Annotated in this window: 22 protein-coding genes; 14 read left to right on the forward strand and 8 right to left on the reverse strand. The window is 47.4% G+C overall.

The window, feature by feature from the left end; translation table 11 throughout:
* Positions 1-16: 16 nt before the first annotated feature.
* From AC2T15_RS03040 to AC2T15_RS03060, 5 genes are all read right to left on the reverse strand, one after another.
* Positions 17-2236: a primosomal protein N' gene (locus AC2T15_RS03040; protein ID WP_486778696.1), complete on the reverse strand. Its 2220-nt coding sequence runs from the start codon at positions 2234-2236 to the stop codon at positions 17-19.
* Positions 2237-2308: 72 nt separating this feature from the next.
* The gene (locus tag AC2T15_RS03045; RefSeq protein ID WP_486778697.1) at positions 2309-3610 is read right to left on the reverse strand and encodes a glutathionylspermidine synthase family protein; all 1302 of its coding nucleotides are present in this window, start codon (positions 3608-3610) and stop codon (positions 2309-2311) included.
* Between the two features lie 3 nt (positions 3611-3613).
* Complete coding sequence (locus AC2T15_RS03050) at positions 3614-4162, reverse strand: hypothetical protein (RefSeq protein ID WP_486778698.1); 549 nt, start codon at positions 4160-4162, stop codon at positions 3614-3616.
* A gap of 106 nt (positions 4163-4268) precedes the next feature.
* On the reverse strand, positions 4269-4946 hold the full coding sequence (locus AC2T15_RS03055; RefSeq protein WP_486778699.1) for a lytic transglycosylase domain-containing protein: 678 nt from the start codon (positions 4944-4946) through the stop codon (positions 4269-4271).
* A 107-nt stretch (positions 4947-5053) separates the two neighbouring features.
* Positions 5054-5521, reverse strand: coding sequence for an NUDIX hydrolase (locus tag AC2T15_RS03060; RefSeq protein ID WP_486778700.1), 468 nt, complete (start codon positions 5519-5521; stop codon positions 5054-5056).
* A 361-nt stretch (positions 5522-5882) separates the two neighbouring features.
* Between AC2T15_RS03060 and icd the strand changes: the two genes are divergently transcribed.
* From icd to AC2T15_RS03115, 11 genes are all read left to right on the forward strand, one after another.
* A complete protein-coding gene (gene icd / locus AC2T15_RS03065) occupies positions 5883-7136 on the forward strand; it encodes an NADP-dependent isocitrate dehydrogenase (protein ID WP_053100003.1) in 1254 nt (417 codons plus the stop codon).
* Between the two features lie 104 nt (positions 7137-7240).
* Positions 7241-7807 carry a Smr/MutS family protein gene (locus tag AC2T15_RS03070; RefSeq protein ID WP_286637688.1) on the forward strand — a complete coding sequence of 189 codons (567 nt, stop codon included), beginning with the start codon at positions 7241-7243 and terminating at the stop codon, positions 7805-7807.
* 116 nt (positions 7808-7923) lie between these two features.
* The gene (aroC, locus tag AC2T15_RS03075; protein WP_486778701.1) at positions 7924-9015 is read left to right on the forward strand and encodes a chorismate synthase; all 1092 of its coding nucleotides are present in this window, start codon (positions 7924-7926) and stop codon (positions 9013-9015) included.
* Positions 9016-9022: 7 nt separating this feature from the next.
* Positions 9023-10213, forward strand: a complete 1191-nt coding sequence (locus tag AC2T15_RS03080) for an MFS transporter (RefSeq protein WP_486778702.1) — start codon at positions 9023-9025, stop codon at positions 10211-10213.
* Positions 10214-10217: 4 nt separating this feature from the next.
* Entirely contained in the window at positions 10218-10811 is a 594-nt protein-coding gene (locus AC2T15_RS03085) for a methylthioribulose 1-phosphate dehydratase (RefSeq protein WP_486779005.1), read from the forward strand.
* A gap of 28 nt (positions 10812-10839) precedes the next feature.
* Positions 10840-11391 carry a 1,2-dihydroxy-3-keto-5-methylthiopentene dioxygenase gene (locus tag AC2T15_RS03090; RefSeq protein WP_486778703.1) on the forward strand — a complete coding sequence of 184 codons (552 nt, stop codon included), beginning with the start codon at positions 10840-10842 and terminating at the stop codon, positions 11389-11391.
* Positions 11388-12065: an acireductone synthase gene (gene mtnC / locus AC2T15_RS03095; RefSeq protein WP_053105872.1), complete on the forward strand. Its 678-nt coding sequence runs from the start codon at positions 11388-11390 to the stop codon at positions 12063-12065. Before AC2T15_RS03090 ends, mtnC begins: the two co-directional genes overlap by 4 nt.
* Positions 12066-12142: 77 nt before the next feature.
* Positions 12143-12724 (forward strand): Fe-S biogenesis protein NfuA, encoded by a 582-nt coding sequence (gene nfuA / locus AC2T15_RS03100; RefSeq protein WP_053099987.1) that lies wholly within the window; start codon positions 12143-12145, stop codon positions 12722-12724.
* Positions 12725-12937: 213 nt separating this feature from the next.
* Entirely contained in the window at positions 12938-13216 is a 279-nt protein-coding gene (locus AC2T15_RS03105) for an integration host factor subunit beta (protein WP_053099985.1), read from the forward strand.
* An 82-nt stretch (positions 13217-13298) separates the two neighbouring features.
* Complete coding sequence (locus tag AC2T15_RS03110) at positions 13299-13631, forward strand: LapA family protein (RefSeq protein WP_486778704.1); 333 nt, start codon at positions 13299-13301, stop codon at positions 13629-13631.
* A 107-nt stretch (positions 13632-13738) separates the two neighbouring features.
* Positions 13739-14563, forward strand: a complete 825-nt coding sequence (locus AC2T15_RS03115) for a hypothetical protein (protein ID WP_053099970.1) — start codon at positions 13739-13741, stop codon at positions 14561-14563.
* Positions 14564-14659: 96 nt separating this feature from the next.
* On the opposite strand, the gene AC2T15_RS03120 is transcribed toward AC2T15_RS03115, so the two are convergent.
* Positions 14660-15238, reverse strand: a complete 579-nt coding sequence (locus tag AC2T15_RS03120; protein ID WP_053102667.1) for a YecA/YgfB family protein — start codon at positions 15236-15238, stop codon at positions 14660-14662.
* Positions 15239-15328: 90 nt separating this feature from the next.
* Positions 15329-15799: a TlpA family protein disulfide reductase gene (locus tag AC2T15_RS03125; protein WP_053102666.1), complete on the reverse strand. Its 471-nt coding sequence runs from the start codon at positions 15797-15799 to the stop codon at positions 15329-15331.
* Positions 15800-15957: 158 nt separating this feature from the next.
* Between AC2T15_RS03125 and arsC the strand changes: the two genes are divergently transcribed.
* Genes arsC through AC2T15_RS03140 form a run of 3 tightly spaced genes read left to right on the forward strand, consistent with a single transcriptional unit; the run spans position 15958 to position 17313 of the window.
* Positions 15958-16311, forward strand: a complete 354-nt coding sequence (gene arsC / locus AC2T15_RS03130) for an arsenate reductase (glutaredoxin) (protein WP_486778705.1) — start codon at positions 15958-15960, stop codon at positions 16309-16311.
* Positions 16308-16904 (forward strand): NAD(P)H:quinone oxidoreductase, encoded by a 597-nt coding sequence (gene wrbA, locus AC2T15_RS03135; RefSeq protein WP_053102664.1) that lies wholly within the window; start codon positions 16308-16310, stop codon positions 16902-16904. Before arsC ends, wrbA begins: the two co-directional genes overlap by 4 nt.
* Position 16905: 1 nt before the next feature.
* Positions 16906-17313, forward strand: a complete 408-nt coding sequence (locus tag AC2T15_RS03140) for a DUF2069 domain-containing protein (protein WP_053102663.1) — start codon at positions 16906-16908, stop codon at positions 17311-17313.
* A 52-nt stretch (positions 17314-17365) separates the two neighbouring features.
* Here the strand turns inward: AC2T15_RS03140 and trxB are convergent, their stop codons facing one another.
* The gene (gene trxB, locus AC2T15_RS03145; RefSeq protein ID WP_053099941.1) at positions 17366-18313 is read right to left on the reverse strand and encodes a thioredoxin-disulfide reductase; all 948 of its coding nucleotides are present in this window, start codon (positions 18311-18313) and stop codon (positions 17366-17368) included.
* Between the last annotated feature and the right edge of the window lie 40 nt (positions 18314-18353).

The following is an 18353-nucleotide window of genomic DNA, read 5'->3' on the forward strand; positions in this document are numbered from 1 at the left end:
CTTCAAGTCGGATTAATTAAAACAGCTCGATTGGGTCAACATCAACAGACCAGCGTACGCTTCGGGCACTGGGTAAAGGCTCTAAATTATGCACTAAGGCGTTCACTAAACGGTGCAATTGGGTGCGCTGGGTACTGAGCAGTAGCAACTGTGCGCGATGGCGGCCTTGGCGGCGCTCCATGGGGGCAGGTACTGGGCCTAGCAATTCAACTTCAGGGCAGTCTAGGCTCAGCTGCAGCTGTTCAGCCAAGGCATGGGCCCGCTCAAGAAATAAATGCCCTTGCTCTGGCTTCACTGATTCTGCGCGCAGTAACACCAGATGACTAAATGGCGGCATCAGGGCGTGGCGACGTTCTTCTAGGGCTTGCTTGGCAAAGGCAAAGTAACCTTGCTCGGTGAGTTGCACCAATAGCGGATGATCGGCAAGGTGGCTTTGGATAATCACACGGCCCGGTTCAGCCGCGCGTCCGGCGCGTCCTGCAACTTGCAGAATCTGTTGCGCCATGTATTCACTGGCGCGAAAATCGGCAGAAAATAATCCACCATCGGCATTCAAAATGGCCACCAAGGTCACTTTCGGAAAGTGATGGCCTTTAGCCAGCATTTGGGTGCCTAGCAAAATACAGGGTTGGCCTTGGTTAATAATTTCAAGCATGCCTTGCAGGGCGCCCTTACGTGCGGTGCTGTCTCGATCAATGCGTAACACCGGAGTATCCGGAAACATAATGGCTAAGCGTTCTTCGGTGCGCTCGGTGCCGCTGCCAATGGGGCGTAAGTCCAGATGCTGACACTTAGGGCAATGGTGTGGACGTGGCTCGATATGGCCGCAGTGGTGGCAGCGTAATTCGTTATAGCGTTGATGCAAGGTTAAGCGAGCATCGCAGGCGTGGCAGTGGCTAATCCAACCGCAGTCGTGGCACATCAAGACTGGAGCAAAGCCACGGCGGTTTAAAAACACCAGCACCTGTTGGCCTGCAGCCAAAGTCTGGCGCATCTCTTTTTGCAGCGCTTGGGAAATACCCGCATCCAGTGGCAAGTGTTTAATATCTAATCGAATAAAACTAGGCTCAGCCGCTTGGCCAGCGCGTTGCGTTAGTCGGAGCAGGGTATAGCGGCCTTGCTCGGCATTGTAGAGGCTTTCTAGGGATGGGGTCGCCGAGCCTAAAACAATTGGAATCTTCGCTTGCATGGCCCGCACAATCGCTACATCACGGGCGTGATAGCGCAAGCCTTCTTGCTGCTTATAGGAGCTGTCGTGCTCTTCATCAATAATAATCAGGCCTAATTTGGGCATGGGAGTAAAAAGCGCCGAGCGGGTACCAATAACAATATCCGCCTCACCGCTGTTCGCTTCGATCCAACCGTCTAAACGCTGGCGATCATTCACTTCAGAATTAAGCAGAGCAACCTTGGCCTTAAAGCGTTGGCTAAAACGCTGAATGGTTTGTGGGCCTAAGTTAATTTCTGGAATTAACACCAGCACTTGCTGGCCTTGGGCCAAGCAATGTTTAATTGCTTGTAGATAAACTTCGGTTTTGCCGCTTCCGGTCACCCCGGCCAATAAGAGCACCTGAAATTGCTGCAATTTATCTAAAATGGCTGCTAAAGCAGCTTGTTGCTGCCCATTGAGCGTTAACTCTGGTTGGGCAAGCGTTGGACGGGGCTTTTGCGCTAGGTTAAATACCTGCTCGCGGCAGACGGCAAGCTGTTTGCTGGCCAGTTTATCGAGCAAGTCTTTGCTTAACCCAAATTGCCCCAGTTGCGTATGGGCAAGACCTTGGGAGTGCTGCAATAGGGTGGCAAGGGCGTGCTGCTGTTTGGGCGCTTTAGCAATGGCAGGATCGGTAACCTGGGCCTCGGGGAGGGCGTGCCAGAAGAGACTAGGTTTTTTGCTGGCGGCTTCGCCTTGGCGCAGTAACACCGGCAACGCCCAGTTAAAGGTATCACCGAGGCTGTGGTGATAATACTTGGCGCTCCATTGGCAGAGGCTAAATAAGCTTTTGGGAATAAGCGGCGTTTGATCGAGCACAGCCACAATCGGTTTTAGTTTATTTTGCGGCACTTCGCTGTGGCTAACCACTTCAACCAAAATGCCAATCAGCTCGCGGTTAGCAAAGGGAACCTTGATTCTAATGCCCGGTTGTAACTGCATGGGATCTACGGCATTACCCGGTAAGTAATCAAAGAGCCGTCGCAACGGTGAAGGTAAAGCAAGACGCAGATACAAAGCAGACACAGTTAACTCCAAACACCGCCAGAGAGCATAAAGCCCACAAAGTGGGCTTTAGTTGAACATCCATGGCGCATGTTAAGCTTCGCTTAGCACATGGGGGGCAAATAGTTCATAGCCGGTTCGGGTGACTAACTCAGATTTAGGCATAATCCTAAAAGCCAAGGTAGATGGGCTCATATGAAACTTATTCTGTTCTTTGTAGCTACTGACCCACATACAGGCAATCAGATTTGAATACTGATCTAGCGGATAGTGCTCAAGATACGCTTGATACACCGGCGCACCGCCATAGTATTCGGTTTCATCATAAAGCAGCTGCTGATTTGCATCGATTACCTGAATCCCATCGCCACCACGTCCCAACGCATCTTTAGCAATGTAACGCTTGCCTGCTAAGCGGCTAGGGTCAAGGTACGTCGGTACTAAGGCAAAGTTGTCGCTGACACTGAGTTCATTGTGTTCAATAAGATCGGTAACAAACGCCAGAAAGCCTTTATTTGACATAAACCAGCGCCAGGCCGGCTCGACAAAGCGCACTTTTTGATACCAGTATTCCCATCCAGTAAAGATCGATGAATGGCCTGATTCGAGTAACTCTTCCCAAGGAATCAGCGCATAGATTAAATCTAGGTTATAGCGTGTGCCATGCTCATCGGTGATATTAAAACTGTTGTCGAGCAACTCAAAGTCCAGCTGATCTTTATTTAAAATAAAGGTTTTGCGCTCTCCCTCTTTTGAGAGCAGGCTGGCCATGTATTCAATGGTGGCGGTATCTTCAGAAACAATATCTAAATTCTCGCCTAATGCGGCAACGGTTCTGGCTTGGCGAAAGCCCTCATTTACCACCGCTTGTGACTCTTCCCAGTGGCTATTAAAGGTATCGCGCTCTAACAGCTCACCGACGGCATTGGTAAAGTACAGGGAGTCGGCGTACATCGAAGGGGTGTCGCCATTAAACTCGATGACTTGCAGCTGACCTTCAGCATTAACCATCATATCAAAGCGCCCTGATACCGCAGGCTGGCGCTCTTGCCAGGTGGCGCGGGCATAGTCGATAAAGTAAGGATGCTTGCTGAGGGTAGGGCCCAGCATCCATTGCTTAATCTGCTCATTGGGCAAACTAAACAGTTTAGTCAGGGCCGTTTCAAACACCTGGCACACTTCGTCCATTTGCGCTTCAAACGACTGGGCGGCGTTGAGGTCGACTTCTAGGGTATTTTGCAGTGAGCGTACTAAGTCAGTGCGGTACTCTTGTAACGACTCATCAGTACAGGTCGCAATGGTGTAGGGAATCTCATGCTCAAAGTAGTCTGCAAGTATTTGCTCAATCTCTGAATCCGAGAGTGCCGAGCCAATGTTACGAATAATGGCGCCCATAGTTTAGCCCCCAAACGCAGAGCGTGAGGTAGAGCGACCAGAATTAGATTTATTAAAGGCCCGTTGGTTGGTGCTGGCTTTACTGCCGGTAGCACGGTTGGATGAAGACACTGAAGAGGCGCGATTAGCACCGCTGGCCATGGATTGTGCGCGGCTGCGGCTTTGTTGATAACCGGCAGCTGAAGTGGTTTTGGATTTGCCCATACCGCTCATGGCGTTGGCAATTAAACTACCTAACAGCACCCCGGTACCTGCAGCGAGCATAGTACTGATAAAACGATCAGAGTCACTGGTGGCGTTCGGGTTTTCACGGATCAGCTCAACCACACGGTTGCCACTTTCATCTTCGGTGAAGTACGCATCAACAATGCTAGGGTCTTTAGCCTGCGCTTCGGCTAAGTAGGCGCGGAGTTCTTCTTGCTCTTCGGTGGTGGCTAAGGGTTCGGCGATGTATTGTTGATCGAAGTTATCGTCATTGCCGCAACCAGCCAAAATCGACAGTGAGGCGGCAAGAATAGAAAGCTTTAAAGTAGATGAAGAATATTTACGCATGAAGAAACCTTTACTAATAGATGTTAGTTAACTAGATGGGGCTATTTTGACAGAGCTCAAGCGAAAAAACACCGACGCTTTAGCTTAAGGCGGATTAGTCGCAGGATTAACGGTAACGATCCATGAGAATTCCGACCCGATTGACATAGGCTTGGGTCTCAGCGTAAGCCGGAATTCCGTTATAGCGCATGACTGCGCCGGGCCCTGCGTTATAGGCCGCCGTGGCTAAGCGGGTGTCATTATTAAAGCGCTTGAGCATTTGCGCTAAATACTTAACCCCACCTTTAATGTTTTGCTCGGGATCATAGGCATCAATGACACCTAACTCAGCGGCCGTGGCTGGCATTAATTGCATTAAACCCTGAGCGCCAACCCGTGAGCGTGCATTGGGGTTAAAAGCCGACTCAGCATGGATGACTGCCTTTACCAAAGCAGGATCAACATTATAGTATTTAGCGTAACGCTGAATGTGATGATCATATTGCTGGGTGTGCAGGGCAGTGGTACGCCAGTTGACGCTAGAGTTCACATTACAGGCGTAGCAATCAAAGCGTAACACTTCAAATTGGGTGTTTTTCGGCCGATTATCGCTAAAGGCAACCACCCCATTGTGGCGGTATTTATAGACGGTGGTGGTACCAGAGCTAGCTTTTGATGAACTTTTGGGCGCATTGGTAAACTCGACGCGACCATCGGCATGCACAATTTTTTGAATTGTACTGGCATGGGCCGTTAGCCACGGCATTAGACCTAGGCAAGCGATGAGAGGTAAGGTGAGTTTCATTGCAGCTTAAGCTTTCCTAGCGCTGTTGAAGCTATATTGTGGGTTAATAGCCAAATCCAGAGAGTGAGCGAAGCAAGCGCTAATTTTAGTCGTTGTGCGCGCGAGGATCAATCACAGTAGCTGTCAGTGTGATGCACAATACCTTTTAACAAGGCTAGCGGATACCTCGAGCCGGCTAAAAAATCATCAATGGTTCTTAAGAGTAGTGGGCTACGCCATAAGGGCTTTAATGCCAGTAATTCTTCACGGGTTAGCCATTGGGGCTGAATAATTTCCGCTGATAATTCGGCATCGGCCATTTGCTTTATTGGTGTGGCCGCAAAACAGACTCGCTGATAAGTGACGCCATTAGCTGCTTGGTAAAGATAGATCCCAATTAGGTGGGTAATAGTAACTTGCCAGCCGGTTTCTTCTAAGGTCTCACGCAGGGCGGCTTGCACTAGACTTTCGTCTTGCTCAAGGTGGCCGGCCGGTTGGTTGATTACCTCTTGTCCGCGACTGATTTCACGTACACATAAGAAGCGATTCGCTTGATGCACCACACAGGCAACGGTGATATGGGGAGTGAATTTCATAGGCGTAGTTAAAGCGTCACAATTACATGGAAGAATGGAGAAAATTGCTCGACAAAAGCAATAATCTTTAGCGAATCTAAGAGCTTACACTAAATGCTAAGTCGATTAAGCCTTAGAGTTTATTTGGACTCTATGGCATAATGAGTCGCTGTTAAAAGCTAGAAAAAATGTAGTGCTTAGAATTTATCACTACATTTGTCCTACAGATAAAGCATGTATCCTTTAAACACAGGCTTTGACTGAAGTAACACGCTAAGGGAGCAGCGTTTAGCCAACGCAAAGCTGAACACTGCATGATCAAGATTTCATCTGTCAGGCTATACGCGTGACAGTAAACGACCACGTAAAGACGGAGTCCAGCATGGGATACCAAAAGATCCAAGTGCCAGCCGGTGACAAAATCACTGTAAATGCCGATATGTCCTTAAATGTACCGAATAATCCAATTATTCCATACATCGAAGGTGACGGAATTGGTGTAGATATTAGCCCTGTAATGATTAAAGTGGTCGACGCTGCAGTAGAAAAAGCGTACGACGGTCAGCGTAAAATTTCTTGGATGGAAGTTTACGCGGGTGAGAAAGCAACTCAGGTTTACGACTCAGAAACTTGGTTGCCACAAGAAACATTAGATGCAGTACGTGACTACGTTGTATCAATCAAAGGTCCGTTAACCACACCAGTGGGTGGTGGTATTCGTTCATTAAACGTTGCATTACGTCAGCAGTTAGACCTGTACGTGTGTCAGCGTCCAGTACGCTGGTTTGACGGTGTACCTAGCCCTGTTAAGCGTCCGCAAGATGTAGATATGGTGATCTTCCGTGAAAACTCAGAAGATATCTACGCGGGTGTTGAGTGGCAAGCGGGTACCCCAGAAGCAGAAAAAGTAATCAAGTTCTTAACCGAAGAAATGGGCGTGACCAAAATCCGCTTCACTGAAGGCTGTGGTATTGGTATTAAGCCTGTTTCTGAGCAAGGAACTAAGCGCTTAGTGCGTCAAGCCCTGCAATACGTAGTGGACAATGATCGTGATTCATTAACCATCGTGCACAAAGGTAACATCATGAAGTTCACTGAAGGTGCCTTCAAAGAGTGGGGTTACGAAGTAGCGCGCGATGAGTTTGGTGCAGAATTGCTAGATGGCGGCCCTTGGATGCAATTCAAGAACCCAAAAACTGGCAAAAATGTTATCGTTAAAGACGCCATTGCCGATGCGATGCTACAACAAATTCTGCTGCGCCCAGCAGAGTACGATGTGATTGCAACCCTTAACCTGAACGGTGACTACCTCTCTGACGCACTGGCAGCAGAAGTAGGCGGTATCGGTATTGCGCCAGGTGCTAACCTGTCTGATAACGTGGCAATGTTTGAAGCAACGCACGGTACTGCGCCTAAGTATGCGGGCCAAGATAAGGTGAACCCAGGTTCATTGATTCTGTCTGCAGAAATGATGCTGCGTCACATGGGTTGGACTGAAGCTGCTGATCTAGTGATCAAAGGCATTAACGGTGCAATCGGTGAGAAAACGGTAACTTACGACTTCGAGCGTTTAATGGATGATGCAACTTTATTATCCTGCTCTGAGTTTGGCGATGCGATGATTGCTAAAATGTAATCTCACTCGTTAGAGTTAAAAACGCCCTGGCTTGTCTGGGGCGTTTTAGTTTGTAATTGAAGAACTTAGGCAGATAGCCGTCACTGAAATAAAAGGTCGTGGTTATGAGTGATGATGATTTTTCTCTGTTTGCCGAGCAAATGCGGGGCGTACGTCGAATCAAGGTGGATCAAGCCGATACTGGTAAAGTTAAGCAAGATCGGCAAAATATTCAGTTAAACCGCCAGCGGGCGCTCACGGCCACCGAAGTAACGGTGGTGGATGGTTTATCAGATCAGTTTATTTTAGATGTCACCCCAGAAGAGGAGCTGTTTTGGAAGCGCGAAGGGGTGCAAGATGCCCAGTTTCGGCGCTTAAAAGCCGGCTTGATTCCCTTTGAAGGGGGGATTGATTTGCATGGAATGCGCGTTGAGCAAGCACGTACGTTGTTGTGGGATTTTTTAGCCGAAGCTAAGCAGTTTGAAGTGCGTTGTGTGCGCATTACCCATGGTAAGGCGGCTAAGCTTGATGGCTCTAAACCCATGCTAAAAAGCCACGTTAATACCTGGCTAAGACAGCATCCACAGGTGCTGGCTTTTTGTTCCTGCCAAGCTAAGCACGGCGGGGCTGGCGCAGTCTATGTGTTACTCAAGCGCAATATGATGGATGGGCGTGAAGAAAGCCTGTTGTAGAATTAAATTGTTCAAATGATTCAGCATTAGCCGTTCTGGGCTTAATCCGTGCTTTTATATAGTTATTTTGCTACGGGTTACCTATACTGGCGCTATTTTATTGGGGAGCGGCGAGTATGTCGGGTAATAGTATTGGGCGGTTGTTTACAGTCACCACCGCCGGTGAAAGTCATGGGCCTGCTTTGGTGGCAATTGTGGATGGTTGCCCGCCTGGCTTGCCTTTATCTACTGAAGATTTGCAGTTGGATTTAGACCGTCGTCGTCCCGGTACTAGTCGCTATACCACTCAGCGCAATGAAGCCGATAGTGTGGAAATTTTATCAGGGGTATTTGAGGGTAAAACCACCGGTTGTCCAATTGGTTTGCTGATTCGCAATACCGATCAAAAGTCTAAAGACTACTCAGCGATTAAAGATTTATTTCGTCCAGCCCATGCTGATTACACCTATCATCATAAATACGGTGAGCGTGATTATCGTGGTGGTGGGCGCAGTAGTGCCCGTGAAACTGCGATGCGTGTGGCTGCAGGAGCGATTGCGAAAAAATACCTAGCGACCCAAGGGATTAAAATTCGTGGCTTTATGAGTCAGTTAGGGCCAATTGAAATTCCTTTTCAAAGCTGGGAGTTTGTTGAGCAAAACCCATTTTTTAGTCCCAATGCTCAATTAGTGCCTGAGCTTGAGCGTTATATGGAGCAGTTACGCCGTGATCAGGACTCCGTGGGAGCAAAGATTACTGTGGTTGCTGAAGGGGTCAAGCCTGGGCTTGGTGAGCCAGTGTTTGATCGCTTAGATGCTGAGCTAGCCCACAGTTTGATGAGCATTAATGCAGTAAAAGGTGTTGAGATTGGTGATGGCTTTGCCAGTGTTTCCCAGCGTGGCACCGAGCACCGTGATGAGCTGACGCCTGCAGGCTTTGTCACCAACCATGCCGGTGGCATTTTAGGCGGCATTTCTTCAGGGCAACCGATTGTTGCACATTTAGCCCTTAAGCCAACCTCAAGTATTACTACGCCAGGCCGCACCATCACCAAAGACGGTGAACCAGTCGAGATGATTACTAAAGGTCGGCATGATCCTTGTGTAGGGATCCGGGCGACGCCTATTGCTGAGGCAATGATGGCAATTACGTTAATGGATCACTTACTGCGTCAACGCGGGCAAAACGCCGAAGTGCAGGTGAGTACTCCCATTTTAACTCAGCAATAATTAGTCAATGGCCCAGCCTGAGTTGCCGTATTGGCGCCTATCAAGCTTTTATTTCTTTTATTTTGCTTTATTAGGCGCCACTGCACCTTTTCTGCCACTGTACCTCGATTACCTTGAGTTTAGTCCCGAGCGCATCGGAGAATTAGTGGCTATCCCGATGTTGATGCGCTGTTTAGCGCCTAATCTATGGGGCTGGCTTGGTGATAAGACAGGGCAACGCTTGCTGATTGTGCGGGTTGGGGCTGCTTGTACCTTAGTTTTTTTTAGCCTGATTTTTTTTCGACAAGATTATTATGGGTTAGCCCTGGTGATGCTGGGGCATGCTTTTTTCTGGCATGCGATTTTACCGCAATTTGAGGTCATCACCTTTAGCCACCTAGGAGCGGACACCGCGCGTTATAGCTCGCTGCGGCTGTGGGGCTCGGTAGGCTTTTTGTTATTTGTAATTGTCTTTGGCTATGTGTTCGCTGGAGTAGGGCTGGGAATTTATCCGCTGACGGTGGTTAGCGTGATGCTGGGGATTTTCCTCAGCAGTTTATTGGTGCCAGAGCCACCAAAGATGCAGTCCAATGAAGCACGCCATCCAGCAAGAAGCTCATTTAAAGACTTTTTACGCGAGTTACAGCAGCCTAAATACTTGGCGTTTTACGGTTTAATTGGGTTAATGCAGCTGTCGCACGGCCCCTACTATACGTTCTTAACTTTGTATTTAGAGCAGTTAAACTATCCAAGAGCTTGGGCAGGATGGTTTTGGTCATTAGGGGTATTGGCAGAAATTGGTATCTTTATGTTGATGCCACGCTTACTGAGTCGCTTTAACCTAAGCCAAGTATTAGTTGCTAGTTTGGCGATTGCCGCTGTGCGCTGGTTAATTTTAGGAACAGCGGCTGAATACCTTGCTTGGTTATTAGTTGCGCAACTGATGCATGCGGCCACCTTTGGTAGCTTTCATGTTGCGGCGATGCAGTTCATTCAAAAAAATATGCCCACGGCATTTCAAGGGCAGGCCCAAGCTTTTTATGTGTCTGCTTCAGGTGCAGGGGCGGCTTTAGGTGCATTATATGCGGGCTATAGTTGGAGCAGCTTAGGCCCTACCGTTACCTATTACATTGCCGCTATTATCGCGCTGCTGGCCGTTGGGCTGGCGCTGCGCTTTTTACCACAGGAGCCGACTTGTGAGTCGATTAATAACCCGTGAAGCCATGGCTCAAGCATTGATTGAGGCCGGTCACTTTTTGTATCAGCAGGGCTGGTCGCCGGCCACTAGCAGTAATTACTCGCATCGGATTAACTCAGAGCAAGCACTGCTAACGGTTTCTGGTAAGCATAAAGGCCAATTAACTGCCGATGATTTGCTGGCGGTGGATTGGCAGGGCGTAAGTTTAGAGCCGGGCAAAAAACCTTCGGCCGAAACCTTGCTGCATACCCAGCTTTATCAGTGGCAGCCAGAAATTATGGCGGTGTTACATACCCATTCGGTGAATGCCACAGTGCTTTCTCGGTTAGAACAGGGTAATCAACTGCTATTAGAGGGCTATGAGCTGCAAAAAGCCTTCCACGGGATCACGACCCATGAATCAACCCTTTACCTGCCAATTTTTGAAAATAATCAAACGATTCCAGAGCTAGCTCAGCAAGTGGCTGCTTGGTTAGCGACTGAGCCTAGCTGCCCTGGGTACCTAATCCGTGGTCATGGTTTATATGCATGGGGGGCCAGTATGCAAGAAACGCTGCGTCACTTAGAAGCGTTTGAATTTTTATTTGCTTGTGAGCTAAAGCTACGAAGCGTGCGTTAATTAATGATTTATACAGTAGGAATTTAGCATGAGTTGCTTAGCTATTTATTTACCGAATGAGCCCATTCAGCCAATTAAACTGCTCAATCATCTAGAAGATATTCAAGTCGAGCTGGGTAAGGTGGGGGTTCGCTTTGAGCAGTGGCAGACGGTTTCAACTATTCAGGCTGGAGCTGAGCCGACAGCAGTATTAGCCGCTTATGCCGAGCCGATTCAGCGCTTGCAGCAAGAGCAAGGCTATCAAACTGTTGATGTAATTAGCATGGATGAAAAGCATCCAGAGCGTGAAGCCTTACGTCAAAAGTTTTTAAGCGAGCATCAGCACGCAGAAGATGAAGTACGGTTTTTTGTGGCCGGCCAAGGCTTATTTAGTTTGCATATTGCAGACTTAGTGTATGTGGTGCTGTGTCGCCGTGGTGATCTGATTTCAGTGCCGGCTGGAGTTAAGCATTGGTTTGATATGGGCGAGCGGCCGCACTTTGTGGCGGTGCGCTTATTTAATAATCCAGAGGGTTGGGTGGCTAACTTTAGCGGTGATGCGATTGCCGATGAGTTTCCGCGGCTTGAGGATTTTTTATGACCATTAAAGCCATTGTCACCGATATTGAAGGCACCACCAGTGCGGTGAGCTTTGTGTTTGAGGTGTTATTTCCTTACGCTAAACAGCATTTACCTGTTTTTTTGCAGAGTCATCAGCAAACAGTAGAAGTGGCGCAACAGATTCAAGCAGTCCGAATCGAGGCCAAAGAGCCTGAAGCTGATTTAGCAAGGGTGACCGAGCTACTGCTGGAGTGGATTGAGCAAGACGTTAAAAGCACGGCGTTAAAAGCATTGCAAGGCATGGTCTGGCAGCAAGGGTATTTATCAGGGGAAATTAAAGGCCATGTGTATCCCGATGCGGTACAGCAATTGCGTGCTTGGCATACTCAAGGGTACCCACTTTATGTTTACTCTTCTGGCTCAGTACAAGCGCAAAAATTAATTTTTGGTTGCTCTGTGGCCGGTGATCTAACGCCATTATTTTCGGGTTACTTTGATACTACCGTAGGGCATAAGCGTGAGGTGGAATCCTATCTGGCCATTAGTCAGCAAGTTGGAGTAGCACCTGAGCAAATTTTATTTTTATCCGATGTAGTACAAGAGTTAGATGCTGCAACTGCCGCAGGAATGCAGGTTTACGGCTTAGCCCGTGAGGGCGGTGTATTGGGCGATTACCCAACAGTGGATAGCTTTGCGCAGATTCAGTTAAGTTAAATCCGAGTGATTTACTGGGTCTTTATTCTTGCACGCAGAGTGCGTACACTAACTGCATTGTTTAAGAGGGTTTATTGATGAGTGAAATTACAATTACTGAGTCAGCTCAAGAATATTTAGCTAACTTACTGAAAGATCAAAATACCCCAGGTATTGGTGTGCGTATTTTTATTACCCAGCCGGGCACACCTTATGCTGAAACCTGCTTAGCCTATTGCCGTCCTGGTGAGCAAAAACCAGAAGATAAACCCATGGCTTTTGCTGAGTTTACCGCGTGGATTGATGGCGTCAGTGAAACTTTTTTAGAAGATGCGGTGGTTGACTATGCCAGCGATCGTATGGGTGGTCAGCTAACCATTAAAGCACCCAATGCTAAGGTGCCAATGATTAATGATGATAGCCCTTTAACTGAACGAGTTAATTACTATTTGCAAACCGAGATTAATCCCGGTTTAGCTAGTCATGGTGGGCAGGTAAAGTTAATTGATATTGAGGATGGGGTGGTGATTTTACAGTTTGGTGGCGGTTGCCAGGGCTGTGGTCAGGCAGATTTTACCCTTAAAGAAGGGATTGAAAAAACCTTGCTTGAGCGTATCCCAGAGCTTAAAGGGGTGCGTGATGTAACCGATCATTCTAATCGTGAAAACGCTTATTACTAGTGGCTGTGCCTTAGCTTAACTAGAATAACCCGCGCCCTGCCATGCAGGGCGTTTTTGTAGCTGCTAACTAAATCTAGTAACTAATTGAATTGTAATGTATTTTGTATGACTAACTCAGGAGGCTAAGCATCGCTATAAGCTAAGCAAGCAGTGCCGAGTGCTCAAGAGTAGGCTGACCTCAAAGGCCTAGTGCAATCCTAGATGGAGGCTGTCATGACTAAATCAGAATTAATTGACCGGATTATTAACCAGCATCCGCATTTAATGGTGCGTGATGTGGATCAAGCGATTAAAGAACTGTTGGAGTTGATGTCAAAAACGTTAGCTCAAGGCGAGCGCATTGAAGTGAGAGGGTTTGGTAGTTTTTCATTAAATTATCGAGCCCCACGTATGGCGCGCAACCCTAAAACGGGTGAGCGAGTGCCTTTGGCGGCTAAGTACGTGCCGCACTTTAAGCCCGGCAAAGAATTACGCGAGCGAGTGAATGACTAAGCCAGACGAACATAAAGTCACTGCTGCTATACTGCCAGTGGTGAACTAACCTTTAGCGCAGAATGAGCAGATAGGACGGATGATGAAAAAGTTTAAACAAGTTATTTTGTTAGTGGTGGCACTGCTGTTAGCAGCGGTGGTGATTTTATTTATCTTAGAGAACCGTGCGCCAGTTAGTGTGCATCTCTTTAAATACAGCACACCTGAATTACCAGTTGCTTTGTATATCACTTTTTCTCTAATTTTGGGCTTGATTTTAAGCCCGATATTTACTTGGTTACCGCTTAGTCGTTTGCGTTTGAGTAATCGTAAACTACGTAATGAAGTAAAAACTTTAACTGAACAAAATCATGCCTTAACTAAGCGGTTAGTGCAGCCCACGACTGCAGAGTTAATTGTGGTTGAAAAACCATAAATAATCCTTTGATTTGCGCTTGGTTACAGAGTTTTAACTGAACTTTTATGCTTATAAACAGCCTTTATCTGTACGAATTACACAACAGAATGCAATAGGGAAGGACTATGAAGAAATTACGTTATGCTGGACTTTCGCTAGCAGTGGCATTAGCCGTTGCTGGTTGTAACGCAGGGTTTGGCACCAAGGACAGTAACAGCCAGAATGCTCCTGAGCAGAAAGTATCAGCTAGTAAAGTTACGCCTCTAGCCTGGGATAAAACCCAGCCCTTTGCGAGCTTTAATGCATCTCAAGCCGAGCAGCAGCAACAAGTGAATTATGTGCTGCAAAATGCTCAGCGTTTAGAGTTAGAAAAACTCTATATTGCCGCTAATACCGCCTTTAAGTTAGAGCGTTTAGAGGATGCAGGGTTACTATTTTATGCGGCAATTTTACGCACTGAATCTGATATTGATAAGTATCCGCCAGCGGGTAAGGGTGAAGCCTCGCCTGTGCCTTATCTGAATTTTTTAGCAGTGAATAGTGCGGCACGCATCGATCAGGCCTTATCGTTTAACCCTGATCAATATGACGCTGTGCTAAAGCGGTTTTCCGCTTGGAACTGTCAAGCGCCGAGTGATTATAAGCCGAGTTGGGAATACTCAGCAGTCAACCCCAATGCGGAGTCTTGTGAGGTAATTAAGCGTAAGCGCGTAGTTCCTATGCAACGTTTAGCTAAGTTGTTTACTAATCCAGAGTATCGCGCCAATGTGGAAAAACTGCGGGATTACTTGATGTTAGATCAACAGCAGCAAATGCAAGAACAAGCGATCGCGACACGTAATCAACGTTTACAAAGCATGCTAGATTATGAAAAACAGCAAAATACCCCAGGTATAGCGGCTGCATTATTACGCAGTCAACAGCAGGATGGACAAGAAACCAAGCAATAAAAGCTAAGTCTAAGTAAAGCGTCACTCGATCAATTAAAAAGCGGTGATTACCGCTTTTTAATTAGATATTTAGAGGTGAATCTAGTGATTCATTGCTTATCGTTTAAGCAAGGCCGGTTTCTCGTCAGGCGCGTTAAACAGTAAAAACAAAGCAGTTAAAATTTCAGGGATTTGCTCAATCATACTGTCAACCAACTCATCATCCTTTAAGAAATCGGCAAACTCTGGTTCATCATCAAATAAACCAGAGGCGACCATGATCGGGAGCAAGAGCTCACTGACTTCATCTTCTGATTTAGCAAACCATGCTTGTTCTTCCATAAACACGCCCTCCATAAAGCCAATGCACCAGCTGCGCAGGTCACTGAGATCTGGGTCGTCGCCAAGATACAGCTCGCACGGCAACTCCATATCGTCATCGCTGGCTAGTTGACGCGCAATCTGATTTTTTAGCTGAACTAACGCATCTTCAATTTGGGCTTTCTCATTGGCATCTTGATAAGCGGGTTCTTCAGCAAATAGCTCATCAATCCATTCTCGTTGCGGCATCTTTACCGGAGAAATGCACAAGGCGGTTAAGTAGCCATTAGACGCCATAAAATCGAGCGCTTCATCATGCAGGTCGTCGGCGTCTAGAAAAACTTGCAGTTGGTTTAGTTGCTCAGAAAAAGACATGTAATGCTACCTAGTGGTTTGAAAATTGAATGTAGATGCTGATTGTAGTCGAGCACCCGCTGTAGGGCTAGAGAAAAGCATAAATAGCCGTTATTCCGGTTTTCTGCTCCAGCCCATGCGAACTAAGGCCTCGATAATTTGCTCGGCTGTTTGCTCACCCAATAAACGAGCAATGGTTTCACCATCAGGGTGAATCAGGTAAGTGACTGGCAAGCGATCCGTCGCTTCTAGGCGAAAACGAGCAGCGGGGTCCTCTTGAAAAACCCTAAACTGAATGCCCATTTGCTCGCTGGCTTGCTTTAAAAAATCACCTTGGAGTTGATCATAATTAACCCCAAATACTTTGACGTTACTGGCCGCTAAGGAGTCAGCCAGTTGGTTGAGTTGAGGAATTTCTCGCCGGCAAGGTGCACACCATTCTGCCCAGTAATTAATGACCAGCCAGCGCCCGGCTAAATCAGTCACCAAAATGGGCTCACCCGTTTGATCGTTACCCATATCAAGAGGTTGCATGCAGGCTGATAACAGTAAGGCTATGCAGCCGAGCAGTAACTTTTTCATCCAAAAGTCATCCTATAAGTGCTAGATGGGAAGGCATAGTGTAAAACGATTGGCGAATTTCTTCAGGGGCGAGGCACCTTAGCGGATTAAACGGTAGAATAGCTATAACAATTTAACTAAGCCTTTACGTAAGCTAAGAACACACTTTAGGAGGCACTATGAGCGACATTATTTTGTATCATAATCCACGCTGCAGTAAGTCACGGGCGGCCGTTGAGTTTCTTGCAGAACGGCAGATCACGCCAGAAGTGGTGCTATATCTTGAGCAGCCGTTAAGCGAATCGCAGCTGACTGAACTATTAAGTAAGTTGGGCATGAGTGCACGGGAGTTAATGCGTAAAGGCGAAGCCATTTATCAAGAGCTTAATTTAGCCAATCTTGAGTTATCGGAGCAGCAATTGATTCAAGCGATGGCGGCGCATCCTAAACTGATTGAACGCCCCATTTTAGTGGTTGGTGAGCGCGCAGTGATTGGTCGTCCCACTGAAAACTTTGTGGAGATTTTGCCGTGACTACGCCCTATGTTTTAGTGTTGTATTACAGCCGCTTTGGGGCAACCGCAGAAATGGCCAAATACATTGCCCGTGGTATTGAACAAGCAGGGATTGAAGCCCGAATTAGAACAGTGCCGGCTGTTTCTACAGAGTGTGAGGCGGTGGCACCGAGTATTCCAGCAGAGGGCGATATTTATGCCAGCTTAGAAGATCTGCAGCATTGCGCAGGCTTGGTGCTAGGCAGCCCGACTCGGTTCGGTAATATGGCAGCGCCGCTTAAATACTTTTTAGACGGCACCAGTAGTTTGTGGCTGACCGGTGCTTTAGTGAATAAGCCCGCGGCAGTGTTTACTTCGACCTCAAGCTTACATGGCGGGCAGGAAACAACGCTGCTGAGTATGATGTTGCCTTTGCTGCACCATGGCATGTTAATTACCGGGGTGCCCTACAGTGAACCGGCTTTACTCAATACGCAAGCGGGTGGCACACCCTATGGCGCCAGTCATTTAGCTGGAGCAGATTCTAAGCGTGCGCTTGATCAAGATGAAATTGCTATCTGTAAAACCTTAGGTGAGCGGGTTGGGCATCTTGCCCGACAGTTGGAGCGATAAAATGGCTAAGGCTAAAAAAGCGTTACCTTCGCTAGAGTGGCTGCAGCCACGGCTTAAACTAAGCCATCGCTTGAGCATTATCTTTGTTCTAGGTTTAGTGGTTTTATTGGCAGTGTGGAATTTGTTTTATGCCAATCTGCATGGGGCCCGTACTTGGGTCATTATGCTGATTGAATTAGTGCCACTGGCGATAGTTTTGCCCGGAATTTTGCTGGGCAATGCACGGGCCCATGCCTGGATGTGTTTTATTGTTAACCTGTACTTTATTAAAGGAGTAGTTGCGACGCTAGATCCCAGTCGTTTTTGGCTAGGGATGATTGAGATCTTATTGAGTGTGGGGTTATTTGTGAGTGCTATGCTCTATACGCGCTGGCGTTTTCAATATAACCGCAAACTGCAGGGCGAGTAATCTAGAGTTTCAACCAGCGAGCAGTTAGTTCGCTGGTTGAAACTCTGTGTTATTAGTTGCCTTCGAGGTAGCGCTCTACGTCTAACGCAGCCATACAGCCAGCACCGGCCGAGGTGATGGCTTGACGATACACATCATCTGCGACATCGCCTGCGGCAAATACACCGTCGATACTGGTTGCTGTGGCGTTACCTTCGCGGCCGCTTTTGACTACCAAGTAGTTATCTTTCATTGCAAGTTGGCCTTGGAAGATATCAGTGTTTGGGGTGTGGCCAATGGCAATAAAGATTCCAGTAATGCTCAGCTCACTATGACTGCCATCATTATTTAGTAAGCGCACCCCGGTAACTCCACGGTTATCGCCCAGCACTTCTTCTACTTGAGCATTAAGTTTTAACTCAATTTTACCTTCAGCAACCTTGGCTTGTAGTTTGTCTTGCAGAATTTTTTCTGCGCGGAAGGTATCGCGACGATGGATTAAGGTGACCTTTTCGGCGATGTTGGCTAAATACAGCGCTTCTTCGACGGCTGTATTCCCGCCACCCACCACTGCCACCTGTTGCCCACGATAGAAAAAACCATCACAGGTAGCGCAAGCTGAAACACCTTTACCCATAAATTGCTCTTCTGAAGGTAGCCCTAAATAGCGGGCACTGGCACCGGTGGCAATAATCAGTGCATCACAGGTGTAACTGCCACTATCACCAATTAAAGTAAAAGGCTTTTCTTGTAGCTGCGCCGTATGAATATGATCAAAAACTATTTCTGTTTCAAAACGTTCGGCGTGTTTTTGCATGCGCTCCATTAAAGCCGGACCGGTCAGTCCTTCAAAGTCTCCTGGCCAGTTATCTACTTCAGTGGTAGTGGTTAGTTGGCCGCCAGCTTGCAGGCCAGTAATCAGTAGTGGTTTGAGGTTTGCTCTAGCTGCATAGACCGCCGCGCTATAGCCAGCAGGGCCTGAACCTAAAATAATGACACGTGCATGACGAGTTGTAGACATTAAAACACTCCAAAAATAAAGATAAATCCTAGTGCTGCAG

It is taken from the genome of Thiopseudomonas sp. SA1F2-1K, from assembly GCF_057443035.1.

Coding starts and splice junctions, on each gene's coding strand:
- AC2T15_RS03045 (WP_486778697.1), bottom strand. CDS start 3,610: ATGGGCGCCATTATTCGTAACATTGGCTCGGCACTCTCGGATTCAGAG.
- AC2T15_RS03050 (WP_486778698.1), bottom strand. CDS start 4,162: ATGCGTAAATATTCTTCATCTACTTTAAAGCTTTCTATTCTTGCCGCC.
- AC2T15_RS03055 (WP_486778699.1), bottom strand. CDS start 4,946: ATGAAACTCACCTTACCTCTCATCGCTTGCCTAGGTCTAATGCCGTGG.
- AC2T15_RS03060 (WP_486778700.1), bottom strand. CDS start 5,521: ATGAAATTCACTCCCCATATCACCGTTGCCTGTGTGGTGCATCAAGCG.
- icd (WP_053100003.1), top strand. CDS start 5,883: ATGGGATACCAAAAGATCCAAGTGCCAGCCGGTGACAAAATCACTGTA.
- AC2T15_RS03070 (WP_286637688.1), top strand. CDS start 7,241: ATGAGTGATGATGATTTTTCTCTGTTTGCCGAGCAAATGCGGGGCGTA.
- aroC (WP_486778701.1), top strand. CDS start 7,924: ATGTCGGGTAATAGTATTGGGCGGTTGTTTACAGTCACCACCGCCGGT.
- AC2T15_RS03080 (WP_486778702.1), top strand. CDS start 9,023: ATGGCCCAGCCTGAGTTGCCGTATTGGCGCCTATCAAGCTTTTATTTC.
- AC2T15_RS03085 (WP_486779005.1), top strand. CDS start 10,218: ATGGCTCAAGCATTGATTGAGGCCGGTCACTTTTTGTATCAGCAGGGC.
- AC2T15_RS03090 (WP_486778703.1), top strand. CDS start 10,840: ATGAGTTGCTTAGCTATTTATTTACCGAATGAGCCCATTCAGCCAATT.
- mtnC (WP_053105872.1), top strand. CDS start 11,388: ATGACCATTAAAGCCATTGTCACCGATATTGAAGGCACCACCAGTGCG.
- nfuA (WP_053099987.1), top strand. CDS start 12,143: ATGAGTGAAATTACAATTACTGAGTCAGCTCAAGAATATTTAGCTAAC.
- AC2T15_RS03105 (WP_053099985.1), top strand. CDS start 12,938: ATGACTAAATCAGAATTAATTGACCGGATTATTAACCAGCATCCGCAT.
- AC2T15_RS03110 (WP_486778704.1), top strand. CDS start 13,299: ATGAAAAAGTTTAAACAAGTTATTTTGTTAGTGGTGGCACTGCTGTTA.
- AC2T15_RS03115 (WP_053099970.1), top strand. CDS start 13,739: ATGAAGAAATTACGTTATGCTGGACTTTCGCTAGCAGTGGCATTAGCC.
- AC2T15_RS03120 (WP_053102667.1), bottom strand. CDS start 15,238: ATGTCTTTTTCTGAGCAACTAAACCAACTGCAAGTTTTTCTAGACGCC.
- AC2T15_RS03125 (WP_053102666.1), bottom strand. CDS start 15,799: ATGAAAAAGTTACTGCTCGGCTGCATAGCCTTACTGTTATCAGCCTGC.
- arsC (WP_486778705.1), top strand. CDS start 15,958: ATGAGCGACATTATTTTGTATCATAATCCACGCTGCAGTAAGTCACGG.
- AC2T15_RS03140 (WP_053102663.1), top strand. CDS start 16,906: ATGGCTAAGGCTAAAAAAGCGTTACCTTCGCTAGAGTGGCTGCAGCCA.
- trxB (WP_053099941.1), bottom strand. CDS start 18,313: ATGTCTACAACTCGTCATGCACGTGTCATTATTTTAGGTTCAGGCCCT.